Consider the following 21,782-nt stretch of genomic DNA (forward strand, 5'->3'; position numbering starts at 1 on the left):
TGGAACGATCGTTCCAAGAATCTTGAACCGATCGTTCCAAGAATATGCAAAGGATCCTCGATGCTCAAGTCCTTCCGGACCAACGATGGTCGCCCCAGGATCGCCGTTGCCGGCGCGACGGGCCGCGTCGGATCAGCCCTCATCGCTAGCCTGCTATCCGAACCTCTTCATTTGGTGGCGCTGACTCGGAATCCGGACGCACAGCGCGTGCCGTCCGATGTTTCTATCGCGGCGGTAGACTTCGATGTGCCGTCTAGTCTCGAAGACGCCTTGCGTGGCGCCGATCGGCTTTTTCTTGCCCACGGCACCTCAGCTCGGCAAGTCGGCAACGAAATCGCACTGATCGATGCAGCTGTCCGAGCAGGCGTCGGTCACATCGTAAAATTGTCCGCGATGGGGCCGCCCTCTCGGTTGCATCCGATGGACTGGCACATGCAAATCGAGGCGCATCTTGCGACTCTCGACGTCGGCTACACAGTTTTGCGCCCATCAACCTTCGTCGATATTCTGACACGGGCCGGCGCTCAAGTTGCCGATGACGCATGGGGCGGCGCGGCGGGCGATGGACTGGTTAATTTGATCGACACGCGCGACGTTGCGGATGTCGCGCGCGCTGCTCTTCTGGACGACGCGCACCCGAGTGCTCAGCGCGCCTATCACCTGACCGGGCCAAGAGCGGTGAGCATGCCAGAGGTCGCCGAAGAAATATCGAAACTGCTTGGGCGGACCATCACATATCAGCAGCGAAGTGCCGCGGAGCAACGCGAAAAACTGCTCGCCTCGGGATTGAATGAATTTGTAGCTGACTTGCTGGTCGGACTGGATCGTCTTTTTTACGACTCGGCGTTCGCTGAAACGACGTCAACGGTTGAAAATGTGACGGGCCACGCACCGCGGTCTACCGCGGGCTGGCTGAACGAAAACATCTCGAAGTTTCGGAAGTAGATCAATAGATTCGCAAGTTTGGGGAAGCCTCAAACGATGTGCTGCAAGTTCTATGACAGAGTGTTGCTCCATGGTTAGCAAGCGCGATGTTTCATTCCGGTGGAGGGCGGCAGTTTCTTTTCACGCTTGGCTGTTCGTGCCCGATGGGAGGGGCAATCCGGCAGTAACGATGGCCCACGGCTTCGGCGGCTATCGATACTCACGAGATGTTGTAAGGCAGAATGTCCCGTCGATCGCGATGGACTGTCAAATTGCTTTTCAATGGAGGAACGGCGCGCTGCGGGCAGCTCGCTCGCTCGCAGATGCGGCACGAGATGCCGATGGGATCGTAGGCCGTCTTGCTCATCAGATCGAGACCGTCGGCGTATACGAAGTCTCGAGCGTAGGAAATTTCGCAACCAAGCGCGATCGCGTAGCGCGGCCGAGGTGTGCCGTACCCACCGTGGCCTTTAGCAAGCTCAGTCGCAATGCAGAGAAAGCGCACTCCATCAGGAGTTTCAGCGAGTTGACGGATGATGCGACTCGGTGACTCGAACGCCTGATGGACGTTCCATAGCGGACATGCGGCGCCATAGCGCGCGAACTGCAGCTTTGCGGCGCTGTGACGTTTGGTGATGTTTCCGGCGCGGTCGACGCGTGCAAAGAAAACTGGTACGCCCTTTTGACTTGGGCGTTGCAAGGTAGACAGACGGTGCGCGACCTGCTCAAGGCTCGCGCCGAAACGAGTTGCTATCAGCTCAAGATCGTGACGCAAGTCCTTCGCGGTCGCGAGGAATGGCTGATACGGCAGTATCGTTGCGCCTGCGAAATAGTTTCGTAGCCCGGCTTTGCAAATCTCTCGCGCGCCGGCCGTACGGAATTGGGCCCGCTCCGCAATCTTTTCAACTTGCTCTTCATGTTCAAGCGCTGCGATCTGAAACGCCATCTGGAAGCTGCGGGTCGCGGCCGGCAGATATGGATTGAGGAAGAGAGTCTTGGATGATCGGTCGAAGCGTCTCAAAGCGCTATCGCCAGGATCCGTTCTGCCAATTTTTAGGTCATGCCGAGCCTCCAGATATTTGGCGAGGGATAGGCTGGCATCGCTACTGGGTATGTCGAGCTCTTGCGTGAGCTTCTCAGCGGAGACGTCGAGATCATGAATGTAATTGTCGACGAAATGAAAGAAGTCGCGAACCTCTTCATAGGGAGTCGGTTCGGTGGTCCAGCTACCAAGGTGACCGTCGAGGCTTGCAAGTTGTTCGCTGTTGCGCCGATAGGCCTGGTGGCAGTTGAGGAGTGCTTGCGCGAAGCTCGGAGCGTTCTGAGCGATTAGCTTTAGCTCCTGAAAGCTGGGCGTATAGGCTGCAAACACGGGATCTGCCAACGCTTCCGTTAGCATCGAGATCAAGCGGTCGCTATCGTTCGCCGATATCGAGCTGAAATCAATTCCGAACCGCTCCGCGAGCAATACAAGCACAGCGGCCGAGACCGGACGCTGGTTGTTTTCGATCTGGTTAAGATAGGTGGTCGAGATGCCTAGCCGGTCCGCAAAGGCGGTTTGGGTCAGCTTCGCCGTCCCGCGGATCTCGCGGATTTTTCGTCCGATATAGAGCTTGCCAGAGCGCATTTTCGCAATTTCGCAGTTTGCAATTCGCAACATCGTACCATGCGCGTTTATACCTTTTCAACCCTTCCCAGCCTTGGACTTCGCACGTATCAGCCCGCTCCGCCGAATTGATTGTGCCTAGGCCTCAAGATTCACCTTGCCTCCTGCCGAAACTTTCGGACTGGCCAAGAGGTCGAAAAATTCGGCCTCGCAAAGTAGCCCAAGACGGAGGCGCAGCTGATGCTTGCAGTACTCGAAAGCCTCGACGCGCGTCGTGCCGGCGCCAAGCTCGGTGGCGGGGAGAAGCGCATCGAGGCGCAGCACGCCCGCGGCAAGCTGACCGCGCGCGAGCGCATCGAGCTCCTGCTCGACAAGGGATCGTTCGAGGAGTTCGACATGTTCGTCGAGCACCGCTCCACCGAGTTCGGCATGGAGAAGAACAAGATCCCCGGCGACGGCGTCGTCACGGGGTGGGGCACCGTCAACGGCCGCAAGACGTTCGTCTTCGCCAAAGACTTCACGGTGTTCGGCGGTTCGCTGTCCGAGACCCACGCTCTGAAGATCACAAAACTCCAGGACATGGCGATGAAGGCGCGGGCGCCGATCATCGGCCTCTATGACGCCGGCGGCGCGCGCATCCAGGAGGGCGTAGCTGCCTTGGCGGGCTATTCCTACGTGTTCCGCCGCAACGTCATCGCGTCAGGCGTGATCCCGCAGATCTCCGTGATCATGGGCCCCTGCGCCGGCGGCGACGTCTATTCGCCGGCGATGACCGACTTCATCTTCATGGTGAAGAACACCAGCTACATGTTCGTCACCGGCCCCGATGTGGTGAAGACCGTCACCAACGAGGTGGTGACCGCCGAAGAGCTCGGCGGCGCCTCGGTGCACGCCACGCGCTCGTCGATCGCGGACGGCGCCTTCGAGAACGACGTCGACGCGCTGCTGCAGATGCGGCGCCTGATCGACTTCCTGCCGTCCAACAACACCGACGGCGTGCCGGAATGGCCGAGCTTCGACGACACCGCCCGGATCGACATGTCCTTGGACACGCTGATCCCCGACAATCCGAACAAGCCCTACGACATGAAGGAGCTGATCCTGAAGGTCGTGGACGAGGGCGACTTCTTCGAGATCTCCGAGACGTTTGCGAAAAACATCGTCACCGGCTTCGGCCGCATCGCCGGCCGCACGGTCGGCTTCGTCGCCAACCAGCCGATGGTGCTGGCCGGCGTGCTCGACAGCGACGCCTCACGCAAGGCCGCGCGCTTCGTCCGTTTTTGTGATGCCTTCAACATCCCGATCGTCACCTTCGTCGACGTGCCGGGCTTCCTGCCCGGCACCGCGCAGGAATATGGCGGCCTGATCAAGCACGGCGCCAAACTGTTGTTCGCCTACTCGCAGTGCACCGTGCCGCTCGTCACCATCATCACCCGCAAGGCCTATGGCGGCGCCTTCGACGTCATGGCGTCCAAGGAAATCGGCGCTGACATGAACTACGCCTGGCCGACCGCCCAGATCGCCGTGATGGGCGCCAAGGGCGCGGTCGAGATCATCTTCCGCAGTGACATCGGCGACCCCGACAAGATCGCCGCCCGCACCAAGGAATACGAAGACCGCTTCCTGTCACCGTTCGTCGCTGCCGAGCGCGGCTACATCGACGACGTCATCATGCCGCACTCGACGAGAATGCGGATCGCAAGGGCGCTGGCGATGCTGAAGGACAAGAAGACCGAGATGCCTATCAAGAAGCACGACAATTTGCCCTTGTGACAATGTTCAAACGCATCCTGATCGCAAACCGCGGCGAAATCGCCTGCAGGGTCATCAAGACCGCCCGCAAGATGGGAATTCAGACGGTTGCCGTCTATTCCGAGGCCGACCGCGACGCCCTCCATGTCGAGATGGCCGACGAGGCCATGCTGATCGGCCCGCCCGCCGCGGCCGAGAGCTATCTGGTGATCGAGAAGATCGTCGAAGCCTGCCGCAAGACGGGCGCCGAGGCCGTGCATCCCGGCTACGGCTTCCTGTCCGAGCGCGAGGCGTTTCCGCGCGCACTGGAAGCCGCCGGCATCGTCTTCATCGGTCCGAACCCGGGCGCGATCGCCGCAATGGGCGACAAGATCGAATCCAAGAAGGCGGCGGCGAAGGCCAAGGTCTCGACCGTGCCGGGTTATCTCGGCGTGATCGAGGATGACAAGCACGCGGTCAGGATCGCCGACGAGATCGGCTACCCCGTGATGATCAAGGCTTCTGCCGGTGGTGGCGGCAAGGGCATGCGCATCGCGCATTCGAAAGGCGAGGTCGCCGAAGGCTTCAATCTCGCGAAGGCGGAAGCCAAATCGTCGTTCGGTGACGACCGCGTCTTCATCGAAAAATTCATCACGGATCCCCGCCACATCGAAATCCAGGTGCTCGGCGACAAGCACGGCAACGTGATCTATCTCGGCGAGCGCGAATGCTCGATCCAGCGCCGCAACCAGAAGGTCATCGAGGAGGCGCCTTCGCCGTTGCTCGATGAGGCCACCCGCCGCAAGATGGGCGAGCAGGCGGTCGCGCTGGCCAAGGCTGTGAACTATGATTCCGCCGGCACCGTCGAATTCGTCGCAGGGCAAGACAAGAGCTTCTACTTCCTGGAGATGAATACGCGTCTCCAGGTCGAGCATCCCGTCACCGAGCTCGTCACCGGCGTCGACCTCGTCGAGCAGATGATCCGCGTCGCCGCCGGCGAGAAGCTCGCCATCGCGCAGAAGGACGTCACGCTGACGGGGTGGGCGGTGGAATCGCGTGTCTATGCCGAGGATCCGTTCCGCAACTTCCTGCCGTCGATCGGGCGTCTCGTGAAATACCGCCCGCCGTCGGAAGCGAGCCATGACGGCATCACCATTCGCAACGACACGGGCGTACAGGAAGGCGGCGAGATCTCGATCCATTACGATCCGATGATCGCAAAGCTCGTTACCCATGCGCCGTCGCGCGCGGCGGCGATAGAGGCGCAGGCAACTGCGCTGGATTCGTTCTATGTCGACGGCATCCGCCACAACATCCCGTTCCTATCGGCGCTGATGAGCCATCCCCGCTGGCGCGAGGGCCGGCTCTCGACCGGCTTCATCGCGGAGGAATTCCCGCGCGGCTTCGCGCCGCGCACGGCCGAGGGCGAGCTCGCCCGCCGCATCGCCGCGGTCGGCGCCTTCATCGATCACGTGCTCGGCGAGCGCAAGCGCCAGATCTCGGGCCAGATGGGAGGCCGCATCGTGCAGCGCGAGCGGCGCCGCGCGGTGTGGCTCGAGCGCGAGGAGGTCCCGCTCGAGGTCGCGCGCGAGGGGACCGCGATCGCGGTGCGCTTCGTCGACGGCGAGGGCAAGATCGGCCAGCCGCACCTGCTGGAATCGTCGTGGACGCCGGGCGATCCGGTCTGGCAGGGCACCATCGATGGCTACTTTATCGCCGTGCAGGCGCGTCCGATTGCGAACGGCATCCGGCTCGCCCACCAGGGCGTCGAGGTGCCGGTCTATGTCTGGACCGAGACGGAAGCCACCTCGGCCCGCCTGATGCCGATCGCGACCGCCTCCGACACTGGCAAGAAGCTGTTGTGCCCGATGCCGGGTCTCGTGGTCTCCATCGCGGTGACCGAGGGGCAGGAGGTCAAGGCCGGCGAAGCGCTGGCGGTCGTCGAAGCCATGAAGATGCAGAACGTGCTGCGCGCCGAGCGCGACGGCACCGTAAAGAAGGTCCACGCCAGCGCCGGCGCGACGCTCGCGGTCGACGCGTTGATTCTCGATTTCGCATGAATCGCGACCAGTAAAAGACCTGTATCGCCAGTGCGTCGATCGACGACTGGACCTAAAGAGACCGCGAGACAAGGAGGTCAATCGTGTTCCCCGACGAGTGGAAGAACATTGCCGAGAAGGAATTAAAGGGCGATCCCGCCAGGCTCGTGCGAAGAACGCCGGAGAATATTGTTATTAAGCCCGTGTATACGGCGGCCGACCTGAACGGTATCGACCACATGGACTCCTTGCCTGGAATGTGGCCGTTTGTTCGTGGTCCGCGGGCGACGATGTATGCCGGCCGGCCCTGGACAATTCGACAATATGCGGGATTCTCGACGGCAGAGGCATCAAATACCTTCTATCGCGCCGCACTGGCATCTGGACAAAAAGGCCTGTCCGTCGCGTTCGATCTGGCGACACACCGCGGCTATGATTCGGACCACCCTCGCGTTGTAGGGGACGTCGGCAAAGCCGGCGTGGCCATCGATTCAGTCGAAGACATGAAAATTCTCTTCGATGGCATTCCTCTTGGGGAAACGTCCGTCTCGATGACCATGAACGGTGCGGTGATTCCCATCCTGGCAACCTTCATCGTCGCTGGCGAAGAGCAGGGCGTTCCGCGGGAGGCCCTTTCCGGAACGATCCAGAACGACATTCTCAAGGAGTTCATGGTTCGAAATACATACATTTATCCTCCACAGCCGTCGATGCGCATCATTGCAGACATTATTGCGTACACGGCGCAGCACATGCCCCGGTTCAATTCAATATCGATCTCCGGCTACCACATGCAGGAAGCTGGAGCGACGCTCGTCCAGGAACTTGCATTTACGTTGGCTGACGGACGTGAATACGTCCGATCGGCGCTTGCCAAGGGCCTCAATGTCGACGACTTCGCCGGACGGCTTTCGTTCTTTTTCGCGATCGGAATGAACTTCTTCATGGAAGCGGCAAAGCTGCGTGCTGCTCGCCTTATTTGGTCGCGTGTCATGGCGGAGTTTCAGCCCAAGAAGCAATCGTCCCTGATGCTTCGCACTCACTGTCAGACGTCTGGAGTCTCTCTTCAGGAGCAGGACCCTTATAACAACATCGTGCGGACCGCCTACGAGGCGTTGGCTGCCGTGTTAGGGGGAACGCAATCGCTACATACAAACTCTTTCGATGAAGCAATTGCGCTGCCAACCGAATTCTCGGCGCGAATTGCGCGCAATACCCAGCTGATCCTTCAGCATGAGACAGGCGTCACCGACGTCGTCGATCCTCTCGCGGGATCCTACTACATTGAGCGTCTGACGGACAATTTAGCCCGCGAGGCTTGGCAGCTCATGGAAGAAATCGAAAAAATGGGAGGAATGGCGCGCGCGATCGCGACCGGCTGGCCAAAACGGCTGATCGAAGAATCTGCGACACGGAAACAAGCTGCGGTTGACCGCGGAGATCAGGTGATCGTCGGGGTTAATCGCTATCGGCTCGAACAAGAGGAGCCCATCGATATCCTGGAGATCGACAATTCCAGCGTGCGAGCGTCGCAGATCAGGCGTCTTGCGGAACTGAAGAGAGCGCGAGATCCAAAACAGGTCGAAGGGGCGCTGGCCGCGTTAAATCGCGTGGCCCGAACGGGGGACGGCAATCTGCTGGATGCGGCGACGGACGCCGCCAGATCTCGTGCCACGGTTGGCGAGATGTCTGATGTAATGCGAGAGGCCTTCGGTGATCACGAGGCTATCCCGGATGTTGTTTCGAGCGTGTATGGCGCTGCCTATGGAGACGATCCCGAGTTCACGAACCTAGTATCTCGGGTCGGCGAAGTCTCGCGGGCGATCGGCGCACCACCAAGGATCATGGTAGCAAAGCTTGGGCAGGATGGCCATGATCGAGGTGCTAAGGTTATTGCGTCCGCATTCGGAGATATCGGTTTCGATGTGATTGCCGGTCCGTTGTTTCAGACGCCAGCAGAGGCGGCGACGATGGCAGTTCGCGCTAACGTACATGTGGTTGGTGTCTCATCACTTGCGGCTGGTCACAAGACGCTTGTCCCGCAGATAGTTGAGGAGCTGAAAGCGGCTGGCGGAAAGAACATCATCGTCGTTTGCGGTGGAGTGGTGCCCCGACAGGACTACGATAATCTATTCCGCGCCGGAGTGGCCGCCATATTCGGGCCAGGTACGAATGTGCTCGAGGCTGCCCGAGCGATTCTTGATCTTGTCGAGGGTCGGCGAAGGAACCGCCTAGTTTGAAGCTTGGCGGAGCGACCTCTGCGGAGCGCGCTTCATAATCAGACACTGATGAAGAGACGACTTCAAATGAGAATTGGAAGGATCCCTCAATGATCGCGCGACCATTAGATGATTCGATGCGGCCGTCCTCTGTTTTGGAGATGCGGCTTTCTTTCTTCGCCTGACCGTTGACAGCTTTTTGTTGTCGCCCTTAGGAAGTCGATGGCTCCGTGGACGCCCGCAAATTTCAACGGATTGTTCAGATGAGAAAAGTGCTGGCAGCAAAACTTCATGGCATTCACGTTACGGAGGCCAACCTTAGCTATCACGGCTCGATCACGCTCGATCCGGATCAGTGCCATGAGGCAGGCATTCTGCCGATGGAATTCGTGGAGATCTGGAACAAGAACTCCGGGGCGCGAATTTCGACCTATGTAATATTTGGCCAAGCCGGCTCGCGTTGTTGTGTTCTCAACGGCGCCGCCGCGCGTACTTGCCAGGTCGGCGACCAGATCATCGTCTGCAGTTCGACGTACGTGAATGATGCCCAAATCGCTGGTCTAAGACCAAAGATTCTTGCCTTCGATCGCAACAACCACATTGTTGATCGCCTGACATATTCACTTACTCGGGATGATGCGGAGCGCTATCGCTTCGAAATCTTAGGTGAGGCAGGCGACGTAAAGCCCATACCACATCGAACGATGGAATCGAACTAGGGCCGGCTGACGACATAAGGACCGAAAATGAGCCACACCTCGGAAGCCACAGTCGAGCGGGTCTCGATTCCAGGGCTGCAACGGTGGAAGCAGGACGGGCGGCGCCTCGTGATGACGACCGCCTATGATGCAGTCACCGCACGCATCGCGGATCCGATTGTTGATATGATCCTTATCGGAGACAGCGTCGGCAACGTCTGCCTCGGATTCGAGAATACGCTGCCGGTCTCCATGACGATGATGAATCACCATCTCGAGGCGGTTGCGCGTACGAAACCTCGATCCTTGCTCGTGGCCGATATGCCATTTCTGAGCTTTCATCTTAGCCGAGAGGAGACCATCCGTAACGCCGGAGGTTTCTTGCAACGGGGCGCCGACGCCGTAAAGCTGGAGGGCGGAGCCAAGCGCGTCGAAATGATACGTGCCTTGGTCGACAGCGAGATTCCCGTGATGGGGCATCTCGGCCTGACCCCGCAGAGCGTCAACGCAATGGGTGGATTCAAGGTGCAGGGCCGCAAGGCTGACGACGCTCTGCGCCTGCTCGACGACGCCCATCGGCTACAGGAGGCCGGCTGCTTCGCTCTGGTCCTGGAAGGCATTCCGGCCGAGCTCGCCGCGCGAGCGACAGAAACGCTGACGATACCTACCATCGGAATTGGCGCAGGTCCTAGGTGTTCGGGGCAGGTTTTGGTGTTTCACGACGTGCTTGGCTTAATTGAAGGCCACGTCCCAAAATTCGTCCGTGCCTACGCCGACGGATTTCGGGTGCTGCAGGATGCGCTGTCGCGTTGGGTTACCGATGTCCGCAATGGTGCATTTCCGACGCCGCAAGAGTCCTATCGGCTTCCCGAAGGCATCGGTGAGACGATCGCAAACTGGACGCCTTCAAACCGGACCCGATGTGAACAATGAAGACAATCACGACAGTCGCCGAGCTTCGTCGCGCTCTCGCAGAGGTTCGAAAAGCCGACAAACGTGTCGGATTTGTACCGACAATGGGCTATCTGCACGACGGCCACTTGGCGCTGATCGAGGCCAGCCGGGCGCAATGCGACGTCACCGTGGTTAGCGTCTTCGTCAATCCCACTCAGTTCGGGCCAAACGAGGATCTCAGCACGTATCCACGTGACTTCCAGCGCGATGAAGAACTGTGCCGCGATGCCGGTGTTGCGATCGTCTTCGCGCCCATCGCGAAGGAAGTCTATCCGGCCCAATTCGAGACCTTTGTCGAGCCGGGCGAGCTTGCGAAACCACTCTGCGGCGCTTTCAGGCCGGGACATTTTCGTGGGGTCGCGACGGTCGTAAGCAAGCTGTTCAACATGGTACAGCCGGACGTCGCCTTCTTCGGGCAAAAGGATTTTCAGCAGTGTGCGGTCGTACATCGCATGGCCATCGATCTCAATCTGCCGATCGAGATTGTTACCGTGCCGACCGTTCGGGAAGCGGATAATCTCGCCATGAGCAGCCGCAACCGGTATCTCAGCGAGGAAGACCGAAGGCGGGCGCTCGCCATCAGTCGTGGGCTATTCGCCGCGGCTGAGGAGTTCCGCTTGGGAGAGCGGAACGTGAACGAGCTAATTGCAATTGCCAAGAGGCATTTGGAAACAGTCGACCGGCTGCAGTACCTTGAGCTCGTCGACGGTGACTCGCTCAAGCCCGCCGTAAGTCCGCTGCACCGCCCTGCGGCGCTATGCGTGGCGGCCTATGTCGGCTCGACGAGGCTTATCGACAACGTGATACTTCAGCCAACTCCGTAGCGCGACTGGGGCGAAAGAATCGTCTCGATTGATGCTGTCCGACGCGAAGCGCCTCCCGCGAGCCGTCCTCACCTTCGACCCGCTCGACCACCCTTGGCTTGTTCCTGTGCTTTTGCATGAACCGGCGAAGATGGCCGGGCACCGGGTCCAGGATGCACATGCACAGCCTTGGCTGCCAGCGGTTCACCGCATTCCGAGCAGACCATGACGGGGTCGAACAGCTTTTGGCAGTTTTTGTGTTCGTGCAGCATCGGCCGACCACGGGAATCGGCCATATGCACGTTGCCCCAGTGCACGATCGACATAATGATCGGGTACAGATCCAAGCCCTTCTGGGTCAGGATATATTCGTAACGCTTTGGTGCTTCCTGATAGGGAATTTTCCGCAGCACGCCGAAGCGCACCAGCTTCTTCAGCCTGTCAGCGAGCAGATGGCGGGTAATCCCTAGCGACGCCTGGAAGTCGTCAAACCGGCGGGTGCGCAGAAAGCACTCGCGAAGTACGAGCAGACTCCAGCGATCGCCAATCACCGCGACGGTGCGGGCGAGTGAGCACGGCTCCTCTTCAAGTGCATCCCATTTCATCAACTTCCTCCGCGTCATCTGATTCTGCAATAAATTCTAAAAGAGAACTAACGTCATTTCAATAGGATGCGTGATTTTTAGTGCGTGATGGCAAATGCCACATTGACAGTTCTATAAAAGAACTTATGGTTCGGTCACGTCAAAGGAGGCGGCAGTCAAACCGCTGACGCATCGAAGGGAAGAGGGCCGCCATGGTTGCTGGAGTGAAGGTCGAGTTTCACTTCGATTTCGGAAGTCCGAACGCTTATCTTGCTGAGCTCGCATTGCCAGAAATCCAGAAGCGTACCGGCATCAAGTTCGACTATGTGCCGGTACTCCTTGGCGGCGTCTACAAGGCAACGGGCAACATGTCGCCGGCGGACTCGCTGCGCGGGATCAAGAACAAGCCGGAATACAATGCCCTCGAGACCGCGCGCTTCCTGCGCCGCCACAACATCACGAAATTCGCGCAAAACCCGTTCTTTCCAGTGAACACGTTGGGCCTGATGCGCGGTGTCGTCGCGGCCGAATTCGAGGGCTGGTTTGAGCCGTATTTCCGCGCCGCCTATCATCATATGTGGGTCGAGCCCAAGAGAATGGACGACCCCCAGGTGTTTCGTGAGGCGTTCCTGTCGTCTGGTCTCGACGTTGACCGCATCCTCGCGCGCGCCAAGCAGGATGATGTCAAAAAGAAGCTGATAGAGAACACCACGCGTGCCGTGGAGCGCGGCAGCTTCGGCTCTCCGACTTTCTTCGTCGGCGACGAAATCTATTTCGGCAAGGATAGTCTGCGCGACGTTGAAGAGGAAATCCTCGCGCAGCTCGCCAGCGCCCGGCGCGAGACGGCGTGATCATAACATCTTAGCAAAAGTAACAGGCAAAAAGCCGTTTCTCAGGGAGGGTGCCGTGGTCTCATTGACCCAGGAGACAATTGGGAGCGTGGACGGTCTACCAAGCCGGATCCATCAAGTGATGGCGCCGCATGTCGCAGCAACGCCGGATCGCGTGGCGCTGGTCGACGACACGGCTGCGCTGACCTATCGCGAACTCGATGCTGCGGTTCAGGCGGTCGCTGACAAGCTGCGTACGCTTGGCATCCGCGCCGGAGACCGCATGATGATCGTCAGCGAGAATTCGATCCCACTCGCCTGTCTGCTGCTCGCCGCGAGCTTGCTCGATGCTTGGGCGATCGTCGTCAATCCGCGGCTATCGCCGCGCGAGGTAGACCAGATCCGGGACCACAGCGGGGCAAGGCGGGTGTTTTTCACTGCCGGGGTGTCGCAGGAAGCCGCCGCCCATGCTGCACGGTGCGATGCGCCGGTGCAGGAGCTTGGGCCGTTGCGCGGTATCGGCGTGACCGCGCTGGACACGGAGACAGCGGCGGAGCCGGTCGAAGCCGATGGCGCCAGGCAAATCGCAGTTCTCATCTACACCTCTGGCACCACGGGCACGCCCAAGGGGGTGATGCTGACCCACCGCAATCTCCTGTTCAGTGCGCGAGGCACCGCCGGCTGGCGCAGGATGACCGCAGCTGACGTGCAGTATTGCGTGCTTCCGATCTCGCACATCGTCGGCATCTCTCTGCTCGCCATGACCTTGATGGTCGGCGCGAGGGTGCGCCTGGTTGCAAAATACGATCCGGCAGCCTTGGTGAAGGCGATGGCGGAGGAGGGCGTCACCATCCTCAACGGTGTGCCTGCGACCTATCAACGCCTATTGGAGTACCGCCGCAATGTTGGCCTACCGAAGATCGATCGCGGCGCCCTGCGCTTGATCGCGGTCGCCGGCGCGCCGCTGGACCTCGAGCTCAAGTCGCGCGTCGAGCAGGAGCTGGGCTTGCCCCTACTCAATGGCTACGGGATCACGGAATGCTCGCCAGGCATCTCCGGCGTGCGGATCGAGTCCCCGAGGGCGGATCATGCGGTGGGGACCATCCTGCCGGGCCTCGAAACCAAGCTCGTGGGCCGCGACGGCAGACCGGTGGCGGGAGATGCGATCGGTGAACTCCATGTCCGTGGGCCGAACGTAATGCGCGGCTATTACCGGGCACCGGATCTGACCGCGAAGGCGATCGATCCCGATGGCTGGTTCAACACCGGCGATCTGGCTCGCTTCGAAGGCGATGTTCTCTACATCGTTGGGCGCACCAAGGAGATGATCATCCGGTCAGGATTCAACGTCTACCCAGCCGAGATCGAAGCCGTGCTGAGCACGCACGACGCGGTCGTGCAATGTGCCGTGGTCGGCCGGCCGGTCGAGGGCAATGAAGAGGTTGTCGCCTTCGTGCAGCTCATCCAGGGTTCGAAGGCGACAGCGCAGGATCTGATGGCCCACATCGCTCCGCAACTCACCTCATACAAGCGACCTTCGGAAATCCTCCTGATCGACGCGCTGCCTGCGACGTCGACGGGCAAGATCCTGAAGCACAAATTGGCTGAGTCGCTGCGCAGTCCGCGTTGATGCTTTGCCCGCAAGAAGATCTCTCGGAACGAAGGAAACAGGCCATGCAGAAGAGAAACGCCACCGCAGCCGTAATTGGCGCCGGGGACTACATCGGTGCCGAGATCGCCAAGAAATTCGCGGTCGAGGGATTTTCGATCTATGCCGGCCGCCGCAACGGCGACAAGCTCGCGCCGCTGGTCAAGGACATCGAAGCGGCCGGCGGCGAGATTCACGCGCGCTCGCTCGACGCACGCAAGGAGGAGGAGATCATCTCCTTCCTCAATGACGCCGACAGCCACGCGCCGCTCGAAGTCTGCATCTTCAACATCGGTGCAAACGTCAATTTCCCGATCCTCGAAACTACAGAGCGCGTCTTTCGCAAGGTGTGGGAGATGGCCTGCTATTCTGGTTTCCTCGCCGGGCGTGAAGCGGCGCGGCTGATGACGACCCGCGGCGGCGGCAAAATCTTCTTTACCGGCGCGACGGCGTCGCTCCGTGGCGGCAGCGGCTATGCCGCCTTTGCCAGCGCGAAATTCGGCCTACGCGCCGTGGCGCAGGCGATGGCGCGCGAGCTAGGTCCGAAGAATATCCATGTTGCGCATCTCATCATCGACTCCGGCGTCGATACGGAGTGGGTGCGCCAGCGCAGGCTTGAGGCGCTCGGTCCCAATGCGCTTGACGATTCTAACCTCTTGATGCCTCCAGCGGCCGTCGCCGGCGCCTACTGGCAGCTATACCAGCAGCCAAAGACCGCCTGGACATTTGAGCTCGAAATCCGTCCGTTCGGCGAGAAGTGGTAGGAACCGGTCCGATGGAGCTCGCAATGTCGCCGGAAGATGTGGCGTTTCGCGACGAGGTTCGCGCGTTCATCAGGGATCATTACCCCGAGGAAATGCGCGTTCCGAACCCCGAAACCGATCTGACCAAGGAGCAGTCGCTGCTCTGGCACCGGATACTCTACAAGAAGGGTTGGATCGCCCCGCTCTGGCCCAAGGAGTATGGCGGACCCGGCTGGTCGATCACGCAGCGCTTCATCTTTGAGCAGGAGACCTCCCGGGCGGGGACGCTGCCGCCGCTGGCGTTCAGTGTCACCATGGTCGGTCCAGTTATCTACACCTTCGGCAATGAAGCGCAGAAGAAGAAATTCCTGCCGCGGATTCTGTCCGGGCAAGATTGGTGGTGTCAGGGCTATTCGGAGCCGGGCTCCGGCTCCGATCTTGCGACGGTCCGGACCAAGGCGGTGCGCGACGGCGACCACTACATTGTCAACGGCCACAAGACCTGGACCACGCTGGCGCAGCATGCCGACTGGATATTCTGCCTGGTGCGCACCGATCCAAACGCGAAGCCCCAATCCGGCATCTCTTTCCTGCTGATCGACATGAAGTCACCGGGCGTCACCGTGCGGCCGATCATCACAATCGACGCCAGCCACGAGGTCAACGACGTCTTTCTCGAAAACGTGCGCGTCCCAGTCGAGAATCTGGTTGGCGAGGAGAATAAGGGTTGGACCTACGCCAAGTTCCTGCTCGGCAACGAGCGCACCAGCATGGCCGGCATCGGCCGCTCCACCCGCTACATCGGCAAGTTGAAGCAGATCGTGAAGGCCGAGATACCGGCCGACGATCCCGCCCATCTCGAATTCCTGCGCGACATCGCCCGCATTGAGCTCGACGTGCTGGCCTTGGAGGCGACGGAGCTGCGTGTCGTCGCACAGATGGCGCGCGGCATCGATCCGGGTCCGGCGGCCTCGCTTTTCAAGATCCGCGGCACTGAGATCTTCCAAGACATCACCGAGCTCACCCACCGCGCGATCGGCAATTACGGCCTTGCCATTCGTGAGCATCCGGCCAGCGCCAACCGCTTCATGCCGGGGCCCGATTACGGCCACACTGCGTCGGAGAAATACCTTAACGCGCGAAAGCTCAGCATCTACGGCGGATCCAATGAGATCCAGCGAAACATCATCGCCAAGGCCGTGCTCCGGCTCTAGTCACGCCGGATCTGGGAGGGTCGGATGGATATTCAGTTCACGGAAGAGCAGGAATTGCTGCGCTCCAGCGTCCAGCGGCTGCTGCGCGACCAGTATGATTTCGAGGCGCGACGCAAGATCGCGGCGAGCGAGGAAGGCTTCAGCCGGAAACAGTGGGCGGCCTTCGCCGAACTCGGTCTGCTCGCTGCGCCGTTCTCGGAAGACGCCGGCGGTCTCGGCGGCGGCCCGCTGTCGACCATGATCATCATGCACGAGTTTGGTCGTCATCTCGTGGTCGAGCCATTCATCGAGACGGTGGTGCTGGCCGGCGGCTTGGTCGAGCACGTTGGCACGCCGGAACAGCGGCAGGGTTTCATTCCTGGCATCATCGACGGCACCAAGATCTGGGCGCTTGCTTGGACGGAGAAGGCATCCCGCTTCGATTTTGCCAATGTCGCGACGCGAGCACGGCGCGAGGGCAACGACTACGTTCTGAACGGTGCCAAGACCATGGTGATCGCCGCGCCCTGGGCCGATTATCTGATCGTCTCGGCGCGGACCTCGGGCGGCGAGCGCGACCGTGGCGGTGTTAGCCTGTTCGTGGTCGACCGCCGCGCCGCCGGTCTCGATCTCCAGAGCTTCAAGACGATCGACGGCCGCCGGGCCGCGGATGTCAGCCTGCGCGAGGTCCGCGGACAATTGCTCGGACGGGAAGGCGAGGGCGTTGCCTTGCTGGAAGCCGGTCGCGACCGGGCCATCGGCGCGCTCACTGCCGAGGCCGTCGGCGCCATCGGCGAACTGAACGCCGCGACACTGGACTATTCGAAGACCCGCAAGCAGTTCGGCACCACCATCGGCTCATTCCAGGTGCTGCAGCACCGCATGGTCGACATGTTCATTGCTCATCAGGAAGCGCTCTCCCTGATGCAGCATCTGAGCCTGAGCCTCGGCACCGGCGATTCCGGCCTGTCGCGGCTCGCCTCCGGTGCCAAGTCGAAGATCGGCTATGCCGGCAAGTTCGTTGCCGACCAGGCGGTGCAGCTTCACGGCGGCATGGGCATGACCGACGAGCTCAACGTGGGGCACTATTTCAAGCGAATCTCGTCCATTAACATTCAGTTTGGCGATCCCGCCTTCCACCTGCTGCGTTACGCGCAGCTGGGTGCGGCCGCGTAAGAGAAGAGGCCAGCGTGACCACTGAAGCAGTCATCGTCTCCACCGCAAGGACGGCCGTCGGCAAGGCCTATCGCGGCGCGCTCAACAACACCGACGGCCCGACCATGGCCGGGCACGTGATGGCCGAAGCGGTGAAGCGCGCCGGCATCGCGCCTGATGAGGTGGAAGACGTGGTGATGGGCTGCGCGATGCAGCAAGGCACCATGGTGATGAACGTGGCGCGCAAGGGCGCGATCCGCGCCGGTCTGCCGGTCACCGTCGCCGGCACCACCATCGACCGGCAATGCGCGTCCGGACTTCAGGCCATCGCGGTGGCCGCACGCTCGGTGATGCTGGACGGCGTCGAGGTTGCCATCGGCGGCGGCATCGAGTCGATCAGCCTCGTGCAGAACGAGCACATGAACAAGTTCCACTCCGTCGACGATGAGCTGATGGCGATGAAGCCCGAAATGTACATGTCGATGCTGGATACCGCGGAGGTCGTCGCCGAGCGCTACAAGATCGGCCGCGACAAGCAGGACGAATACAGCCTCGAATGCCAGCGCCGCATCGGCGCCGCCTTGCAGGCCGGCTGCTTCAACGACGAGATCGTGCCGATCACGACCAAAATGACGCTCGTCAACAAGGACACCAGGGAGGTCACTTACGAGCAGGTGACGCTGAGCAAAGACGAAGGCCCGCGTCCGGAAACCACCGCGGAAGGGCTCGCCAAGATCAGGCCGGTGTTCGAGGGAAAGACCATCAGCGCGGGCAACGCGAGCCAGCTCTCGGATGGCGCTTCGGCCTGCGTGATCATGAGCGACAAGATCGCGGCCAGGAAAGGCCTCAAGCCGCTCGGCATCTTCCGCGGCTTCGTCGCCGCTGGTGTCGAGCCGGACGAGATGGGCGTCGGCCCGGTCGCGGCGATCCCGCGGCTGCTCAAGCGTCATAATCTGAAGATCGACGACATTGATCTCTGGGAGCTCAACGAAGCCTATGCGGTTCAGGTGATCTATTGCCGCGACAAGCTCGGCATCGATCCGGATAAGCTCAACGTCAACGGCGGCTCCATCGCGATCGGCCATCCCTACGGTATGACCGGCTCGCGCCTCACTGGCCATCTCCTGATCGAGGGGCGCCGGCGCAAGGCGAAATACGGTGTCGTGACCATGTGCATCGGCGGCGGCATGGGCGCGGCCGGCCTGTTTGAAATCGTTCACTGAGCGGCAAACGCGGGGAGATCATTCGTGAAGACAGCGATCACTGAACTGTTCGGCATCCAGCATCCGATCATCCAGGGCGGTATGCATTATGTCGGCTTCGCCGAGATGGCGGCAGCGGTGTCCAATGCCGGAGGGCTCGGCATCATCACCGGCCTCACCCAGAAAACGCCCGAGCTTCTTGCCAGGGAGATCGCCCGCTGCCGCGACATGACCGACAAGCCGTTCGGCGTGAACCTGACCTTCCTGCCGACACTGTCGGATCCGCCTTATCCGGAATATATCGCTGCGATCCGCGAGGGCGGCATCAAGGCGGTGGAGACCGCGGGCCGCAGCCCGGAAGCCTACATGCCGGCGCTGAAGGCCGCCGGCATCAAGGTGATCCACAAATGCACCTCGGTTCGTCACTCGCTGAAGGCCGAGAAGATCGGCTGTGACGCCGTCAGCGTCGACGGGTTCGAGTGTGGCGGTCATCCCGGCGAGGACGACATTCCGAACATGATCCTGCTGCCGCGGGCGGCGGATGAGCTGAAGATCCCGTTCGTAGCCTCTGGCGGCATGGCAGATGGACGCAGCCTCGTCGGCGCGCTCGCGATGGGCGCCTCCGGAATGAACATGGGCACGCGCTTCGTCGCCACCAAGGAAGCCCCGGTCCATGACAATGTGAAGCAGGCGCTGGTCAAGGCGACCGAGCTCGACACCGTTCTGGTTATGCGCGCGCTGCGCAACACCGAGCGCGTGCTCAGGAACAAGGGCGTCGACGAGCTGCTCGAGATCGAACGCGAAAAGGGCGCAAGCTTGAAGATCGACGACATCCTCGACCAGGTGGCCGGCGTCTATCCGAAGGTGATGGTCGATGGCCAGATGGATGCGGGTGCGTGGAGCTGCGGCATGGTGGTCGGGCTGATCCGCGACATCCCGACTGTCAAGGAGCTGATCGATCGCATCATGAGCGAAGCGGAGACGATCATTCGTCAGCGGCTGACTGGCTTCCTCGACGGCAAGGTCCAAACGGACAAGGCGCGCGCAGTCGCCTGAACCGCGAATCTGCGCAGGGCAGGGTTACGAGCCGGAATGGGCCGTCGGCCGAACATCGAGGTCTGTACCACATGAGCGCACCTGTCTGTCTGATAACCGGCGTTGGGCCGGGCACGGGATCGGCGCTGGCAAGACGATTTGCCGAGGGAGGATACCGCCTCGCTCTTCTCGCCAGGAACCAGGAACGCCTCGCCGCGCTGGCGCACCAATTGCCAGGCGCAAAGGCCTATCGATGCGACGTGTCCGATGCTGCGCAAGTTGAGCTCGTGGCATCCACCGTCGAGCAAGATCTGGGCAGTCCCACCGTCGTCATCCATAACGCCGTCGGCGGCGCATTTGGCAAGTTCAGCGAGATCGATCCGGCGATCCTTAATCGTAACTTCCAGATCAACACGATGGGACTGCTGTATCTGGCGCGGCGGTTTGCCCCGGCGATGTTGCAGGCGAGCCGTGGGGCCATTGTCGCGACCGGAAACACATCAGCGTTGCGAGGCAAGCCGGGCTTTGCCGGCTTCGCGCCGACCAAGGCGGCGCAACGGATCCTTGCCGAGGCGATAGCGCGTGATCTCGGACCGCAAGGCGTCCACGTCGCCTACGTCGTCATCGACGCCGTGATTGATCTCGAATGGACCAGAAAGCGTTGGCCGGACCGGACGGACGACTTCTTTATCAAACCGCGGGCGATCGCGGATGAGATCTGGCACGTCGTTCACCAGGACCGCAGTGCCTGGTCGTTCAATGTAGAGATCAGGCCGTTCGGAGAAGCCTGGTAGTTCGCGAGCCAGCCAGGCAGAGCCGCTCAGATCATAACAAGCTTAGGAGGACATGCGATGTTGATAAGGAGATTGGTACTTTCCGTGGCCGCGCTGGCGGCATTTGCCGCGATGCCGGTTCATGCCGATGCACCCGGCGTGACGGAATCGGAGATTAAGGTTGGGGCGACTTTCCCGTTCAGCGGTCCCGCGTCTCCGCTCAGCAACACCGGCAAGGGCCTCATTGCGTACGTTCGTTCGATCAACGACCGTGGCGGCATAAATGGCCGCAAGATCAACCTCGTGACCTATGACGATGCCTATAGTCCGCCAAAGGCCGTCGAACAGACCAGGAAGCTGATCGAGGGTGACGAGGTGGCACTGCTGTTCAGCCCACTCGGGACACCGGGTCTCAGCGCGACCGTCAAATATGTGAATGGCAAAAAGGTGCCACACCTCTTCGTGGTCAGCGGTGCGACCAAATTTGCCAATTTCACCGACTTTCCGATGACGACCACGGGACTGCCGAGCTACAATACCGAAGGCAAGATCTACGCGAAGTACATCACTCAAACTGCGCCCGATGCGAAGATCGCGATCCTCTACCAAAACGACGACCTCGGCCGCGACTTCGTCGCGGCGTTCAAGGAGGTGCTGAAAGCCGATTTCGACCGGAAGGTGGCCGCCTCGCCCTACGAAGTTACCGAACCCACCATTGAGTCCCATGTGGTGTCGCTCAAGGCATCGGGAGCCCAGGCCTTCGTGATCGCGGGCACGCCCAAATTCACCGCCCAGGCAATCAAGAAGGCGAACGAGATCGGCTGGTCGCCGCTCACCATCATCAACTATGTATCGAGCTCGGTCTCCGCAACCATCGTGCCGGCCGGAGCGGACAAGGCGGTCGGGGTTGTTGCAGCGACCGTCACAAAGGACCCGAACGACAAGAGGTGGGCCAACGACCCCGGTATGAAGTGGTATCGCGAGTACTTCGAGAAATATCTTCCCGGCTCCGACATTGGCGACAATAATTATCTGTTCGGAACCCAGCAGGGCCAGATCCTGGAGCAGGTGCTCAAGCAATGCGGCAACGACCTGTCGCGCGAGAATATTCTGAAGCAGGCGCGCAGCATCAAGGAACTCGTGCTTCCGACGCTGATGCCCGGTATTGCGATCAACACTGGCCCGAGCAACAGTATGGCGTACACGCAGCTTCAGCTGCAACGCTGGACTGGAAACTCCTGGGAGCAGTTCGGCAGCGTTCTGAATGCCGACCAGAACTGAATCAGTAGTAGGGCGAGTGCTGGTGTTGGCTTGAGCGGAGCAATTAGACTGTAACCGAAACCAGTCCTGTCGGAGAGTTTAGGCAAGGGCATCACAGGCGTGAAAATGCGACGTTACTTGAGGCTGCCATGGGCAGAACCCCACATGGAGGGCAGCCGGGAGAGCGAAAGACAGTTGGCCAACATACTGAGCTGGTCGGATCTCGAGTGATCTCACAGTTGAGGCGAACGTGGTAGCCCAGGCGATTTGTGCGCGGTTCCTCTGCTTGTGATGCTGCGGACGGCTCTTCGGCGGCACGAGAGTGTCAAGGAGTGGGGGCCGTTTGAAGCTTTCACATTCCGAGGGGCAAGTTATGCGTCGTTTC

General features: G+C 60.7%; 18 protein-coding genes. 16 read left to right on the forward strand and 2 right to left on the reverse strand.

What is annotated here, in order from left to right:
- Window positions 1-60 precede the first annotated feature (60 nt).
- Window positions 61-945 (forward strand): SDR family oxidoreductase, encoded by an 885-nt coding sequence (locus JQ632_RS07785; RefSeq protein ID WP_212401712.1) that lies wholly within the window; start codon window positions 61-63, stop codon window positions 943-945.
- A 199-nt stretch (window positions 946-1,144) separates the two neighbouring features.
- On the opposite strand, the gene JQ632_RS07790 is transcribed toward JQ632_RS07785, so the two are convergent.
- On the reverse strand, window positions 1,145-2,551 hold the full coding sequence (locus JQ632_RS07790) for a short-chain fatty acyl-CoA regulator family protein (RefSeq protein WP_212401713.1): 1,407 nt from the start codon (window positions 2,549-2,551) through the stop codon (window positions 1,145-1,147).
- A gap of 219 nt (window positions 2,552-2,770) precedes the next feature.
- Between JQ632_RS07790 and JQ632_RS07795 the strand changes: the two genes are divergently transcribed.
- The 6 genes from JQ632_RS07795 (at window position 2,771) to panC (ending at window position 10,995) form a co-directional block, all read left to right on the forward strand.
- Entirely contained in the window at window positions 2,771-4,303 is a 1,533-nt protein-coding gene (locus tag JQ632_RS07795; RefSeq protein ID WP_212401714.1) for an acyl-CoA carboxylase subunit beta, read from the forward strand.
- 2 nt (window positions 4,304-4,305) lie between these two features.
- A complete protein-coding gene (locus JQ632_RS07800; protein ID WP_212401883.1) occupies window positions 4,306-6,321 on the forward strand; it encodes an acetyl/propionyl/methylcrotonyl-CoA carboxylase subunit alpha in 2,016 nt (671 codons plus the stop codon).
- Window positions 6,322-6,404: 83 nt separating this feature from the next.
- Window positions 6,405-8,540 carry a methylmalonyl-CoA mutase gene (gene scpA, locus JQ632_RS07805; protein ID WP_312015580.1) on the forward strand — a complete coding sequence of 712 codons (2,136 nt, stop codon included), beginning with the start codon at window positions 6,405-6,407 and terminating at the stop codon, window positions 8,538-8,540.
- 242 nt (window positions 8,541-8,782) lie between these two features.
- On the forward strand, window positions 8,783-9,238 hold the full coding sequence (gene panD / locus JQ632_RS07810) for an aspartate 1-decarboxylase (protein ID WP_212401715.1): 456 nt from the start codon (window positions 8,783-8,785) through the stop codon (window positions 9,236-9,238).
- Window positions 9,239-9,265: 27 nt separating this feature from the next.
- A complete protein-coding gene (gene panB / locus JQ632_RS07815) occupies window positions 9,266-10,150 on the forward strand; it encodes a 3-methyl-2-oxobutanoate hydroxymethyltransferase (RefSeq protein ID WP_212401716.1) in 885 nt (294 codons plus the stop codon).
- The gene (panC, locus tag JQ632_RS07820; protein WP_212401717.1) at window positions 10,147-10,995 is read left to right on the forward strand and encodes a pantoate--beta-alanine ligase; all 849 of its coding nucleotides are present in this window, start codon (window positions 10,147-10,149) and stop codon (window positions 10,993-10,995) included. The genes panB and panC overlap by 4 nt, the downstream gene beginning before the upstream one ends.
- Before the next feature lie 68 nt (window positions 10,996-11,063).
- Here panC and JQ632_RS07825 read toward each other — a convergent pair whose 3' ends face one another.
- Window positions 11,064-11,579 (reverse strand): helix-turn-helix domain-containing protein, encoded by a 516-nt coding sequence (locus JQ632_RS07825; RefSeq protein WP_212401718.1) that lies wholly within the window; start codon window positions 11,577-11,579, stop codon window positions 11,064-11,066.
- A gap of 191 nt (window positions 11,580-11,770) precedes the next feature.
- Between JQ632_RS07825 and JQ632_RS07830 the strand changes: the two genes are divergently transcribed.
- The 9 genes from JQ632_RS07830 (at window position 11,771) to JQ632_RS07870 (ending at window position 21,418) form a co-directional block, all read left to right on the forward strand.
- Entirely contained in the window at window positions 11,771-12,409 is a 639-nt protein-coding gene (locus JQ632_RS07830; RefSeq protein ID WP_212401719.1) for a 2-hydroxychromene-2-carboxylate isomerase, read from the forward strand.
- A gap of 121 nt (window positions 12,410-12,530) precedes the next feature.
- Window positions 12,531-14,018: a class I adenylate-forming enzyme family protein gene (locus JQ632_RS07835; RefSeq protein WP_212401885.1), complete on the forward strand. Its 1,488-nt coding sequence runs from the start codon at window positions 12,531-12,533 to the stop codon at window positions 14,016-14,018.
- 44 nt (window positions 14,019-14,062) lie between these two features.
- A complete protein-coding gene (locus JQ632_RS07840; protein WP_212401720.1) occupies window positions 14,063-14,800 on the forward strand; it encodes an SDR family oxidoreductase in 738 nt (245 codons plus the stop codon).
- 11 nt (window positions 14,801-14,811) lie between these two features.
- Window positions 14,812-15,993: an acyl-CoA dehydrogenase family protein gene (locus JQ632_RS07845; protein WP_212401721.1), complete on the forward strand. Its 1,182-nt coding sequence runs from the start codon at window positions 14,812-14,814 to the stop codon at window positions 15,991-15,993.
- Between the two features lie 24 nt (window positions 15,994-16,017).
- Window positions 16,018-17,148, forward strand: a complete 1,131-nt coding sequence (locus tag JQ632_RS07850; protein ID WP_212401722.1) for an acyl-CoA dehydrogenase family protein — start codon at window positions 16,018-16,020, stop codon at window positions 17,146-17,148.
- A gap of 14 nt (window positions 17,149-17,162) precedes the next feature.
- The gene (locus tag JQ632_RS07855; protein ID WP_212401723.1) at window positions 17,163-18,350 is read left to right on the forward strand and encodes an acetyl-CoA C-acyltransferase; all 1,188 of its coding nucleotides are present in this window, start codon (window positions 17,163-17,165) and stop codon (window positions 18,348-18,350) included.
- A gap of 24 nt (window positions 18,351-18,374) precedes the next feature.
- A complete protein-coding gene (locus tag JQ632_RS07860; protein WP_212401724.1) occupies window positions 18,375-19,385 on the forward strand; it encodes a nitronate monooxygenase family protein in 1,011 nt (336 codons plus the stop codon).
- Window positions 19,386-19,456: 71 nt separating this feature from the next.
- The gene (locus tag JQ632_RS07865) at window positions 19,457-20,158 is read left to right on the forward strand and encodes an SDR family NAD(P)-dependent oxidoreductase (RefSeq protein ID WP_212401725.1); all 702 of its coding nucleotides are present in this window, start codon (window positions 19,457-19,459) and stop codon (window positions 20,156-20,158) included.
- 57 nt (window positions 20,159-20,215) lie between these two features.
- Window positions 20,216-21,418, forward strand: coding sequence for an ABC transporter substrate-binding protein (locus JQ632_RS07870; protein ID WP_212401726.1), 1,203 nt, complete (start codon window positions 20,216-20,218; stop codon window positions 21,416-21,418).
- Window positions 21,419-21,782: the final 364 nt, after the last annotated feature.

This window comes from Bradyrhizobium liaoningense (assembly GCF_018130955.1).
Lineage (GTDB): Bacteria > Pseudomonadota > Alphaproteobacteria > Rhizobiales > Xanthobacteraceae > Bradyrhizobium > Bradyrhizobium liaoningense_C.

Excerpts from the sequence above, each read along its gene's own strand:
- panC (WP_212401717.1), top strand. The coding sequence starts at position 10,147 with ATGAAGACAATCACGACAGTCGCCGAGCTTCGTCGCGCTCTCGCAGAG.
- JQ632_RS07835 (WP_212401885.1), top strand. The coding sequence starts at position 12,531 with ATGGCGCCGCATGTCGCAGCAACGCCGGATCGCGTGGCGCTGGTCGAC.
- panB (WP_212401716.1), top strand. The coding sequence starts at position 9,266 with ATGAGCCACACCTCGGAAGCCACAGTCGAGCGGGTCTCGATTCCAGGG.
- panD (WP_212401715.1), top strand. The coding sequence starts at position 8,783 with ATGAGAAAAGTGCTGGCAGCAAAACTTCATGGCATTCACGTTACGGAG.
- JQ632_RS07790 (WP_212401713.1), bottom strand. The coding sequence starts at position 2,551 with ATGCGCTCTGGCAAGCTCTATATCGGACGAAAAATCCGCGAGATCCGC.
- JQ632_RS07795 (WP_212401714.1), top strand. The coding sequence starts at position 2,771 with ATGCTTGCAGTACTCGAAAGCCTCGACGCGCGTCGTGCCGGCGCCAAG.
- JQ632_RS07840 (WP_212401720.1), top strand. The coding sequence starts at position 14,063 with ATGCAGAAGAGAAACGCCACCGCAGCCGTAATTGGCGCCGGGGACTAC.
- JQ632_RS07845 (WP_212401721.1), top strand. The coding sequence starts at position 14,812 with ATGGAGCTCGCAATGTCGCCGGAAGATGTGGCGTTTCGCGACGAGGTT.
- JQ632_RS07865 (WP_212401725.1), top strand. The coding sequence starts at position 19,457 with ATGAGCGCACCTGTCTGTCTGATAACCGGCGTTGGGCCGGGCACGGGA.
- JQ632_RS07870 (WP_212401726.1), top strand. The coding sequence starts at position 20,216 with ATGTTGATAAGGAGATTGGTACTTTCCGTGGCCGCGCTGGCGGCATTT.
- JQ632_RS07830 (WP_212401719.1), top strand. The coding sequence starts at position 11,771 with ATGGTTGCTGGAGTGAAGGTCGAGTTTCACTTCGATTTCGGAAGTCCG.
- JQ632_RS07850 (WP_212401722.1), top strand. The coding sequence starts at position 16,018 with ATGGATATTCAGTTCACGGAAGAGCAGGAATTGCTGCGCTCCAGCGTC.
- JQ632_RS07785 (WP_212401712.1), top strand. The coding sequence starts at position 61 with ATGCTCAAGTCCTTCCGGACCAACGATGGTCGCCCCAGGATCGCCGTT.
- JQ632_RS07825 (WP_212401718.1), bottom strand. The coding sequence starts at position 11,579 with ATGAAATGGGATGCACTTGAAGAGGAGCCGTGCTCACTCGCCCGCACC.
- JQ632_RS07800 (WP_212401883.1), top strand. The coding sequence starts at position 4,306 with ATGTTCAAACGCATCCTGATCGCAAACCGCGGCGAAATCGCCTGCAGG.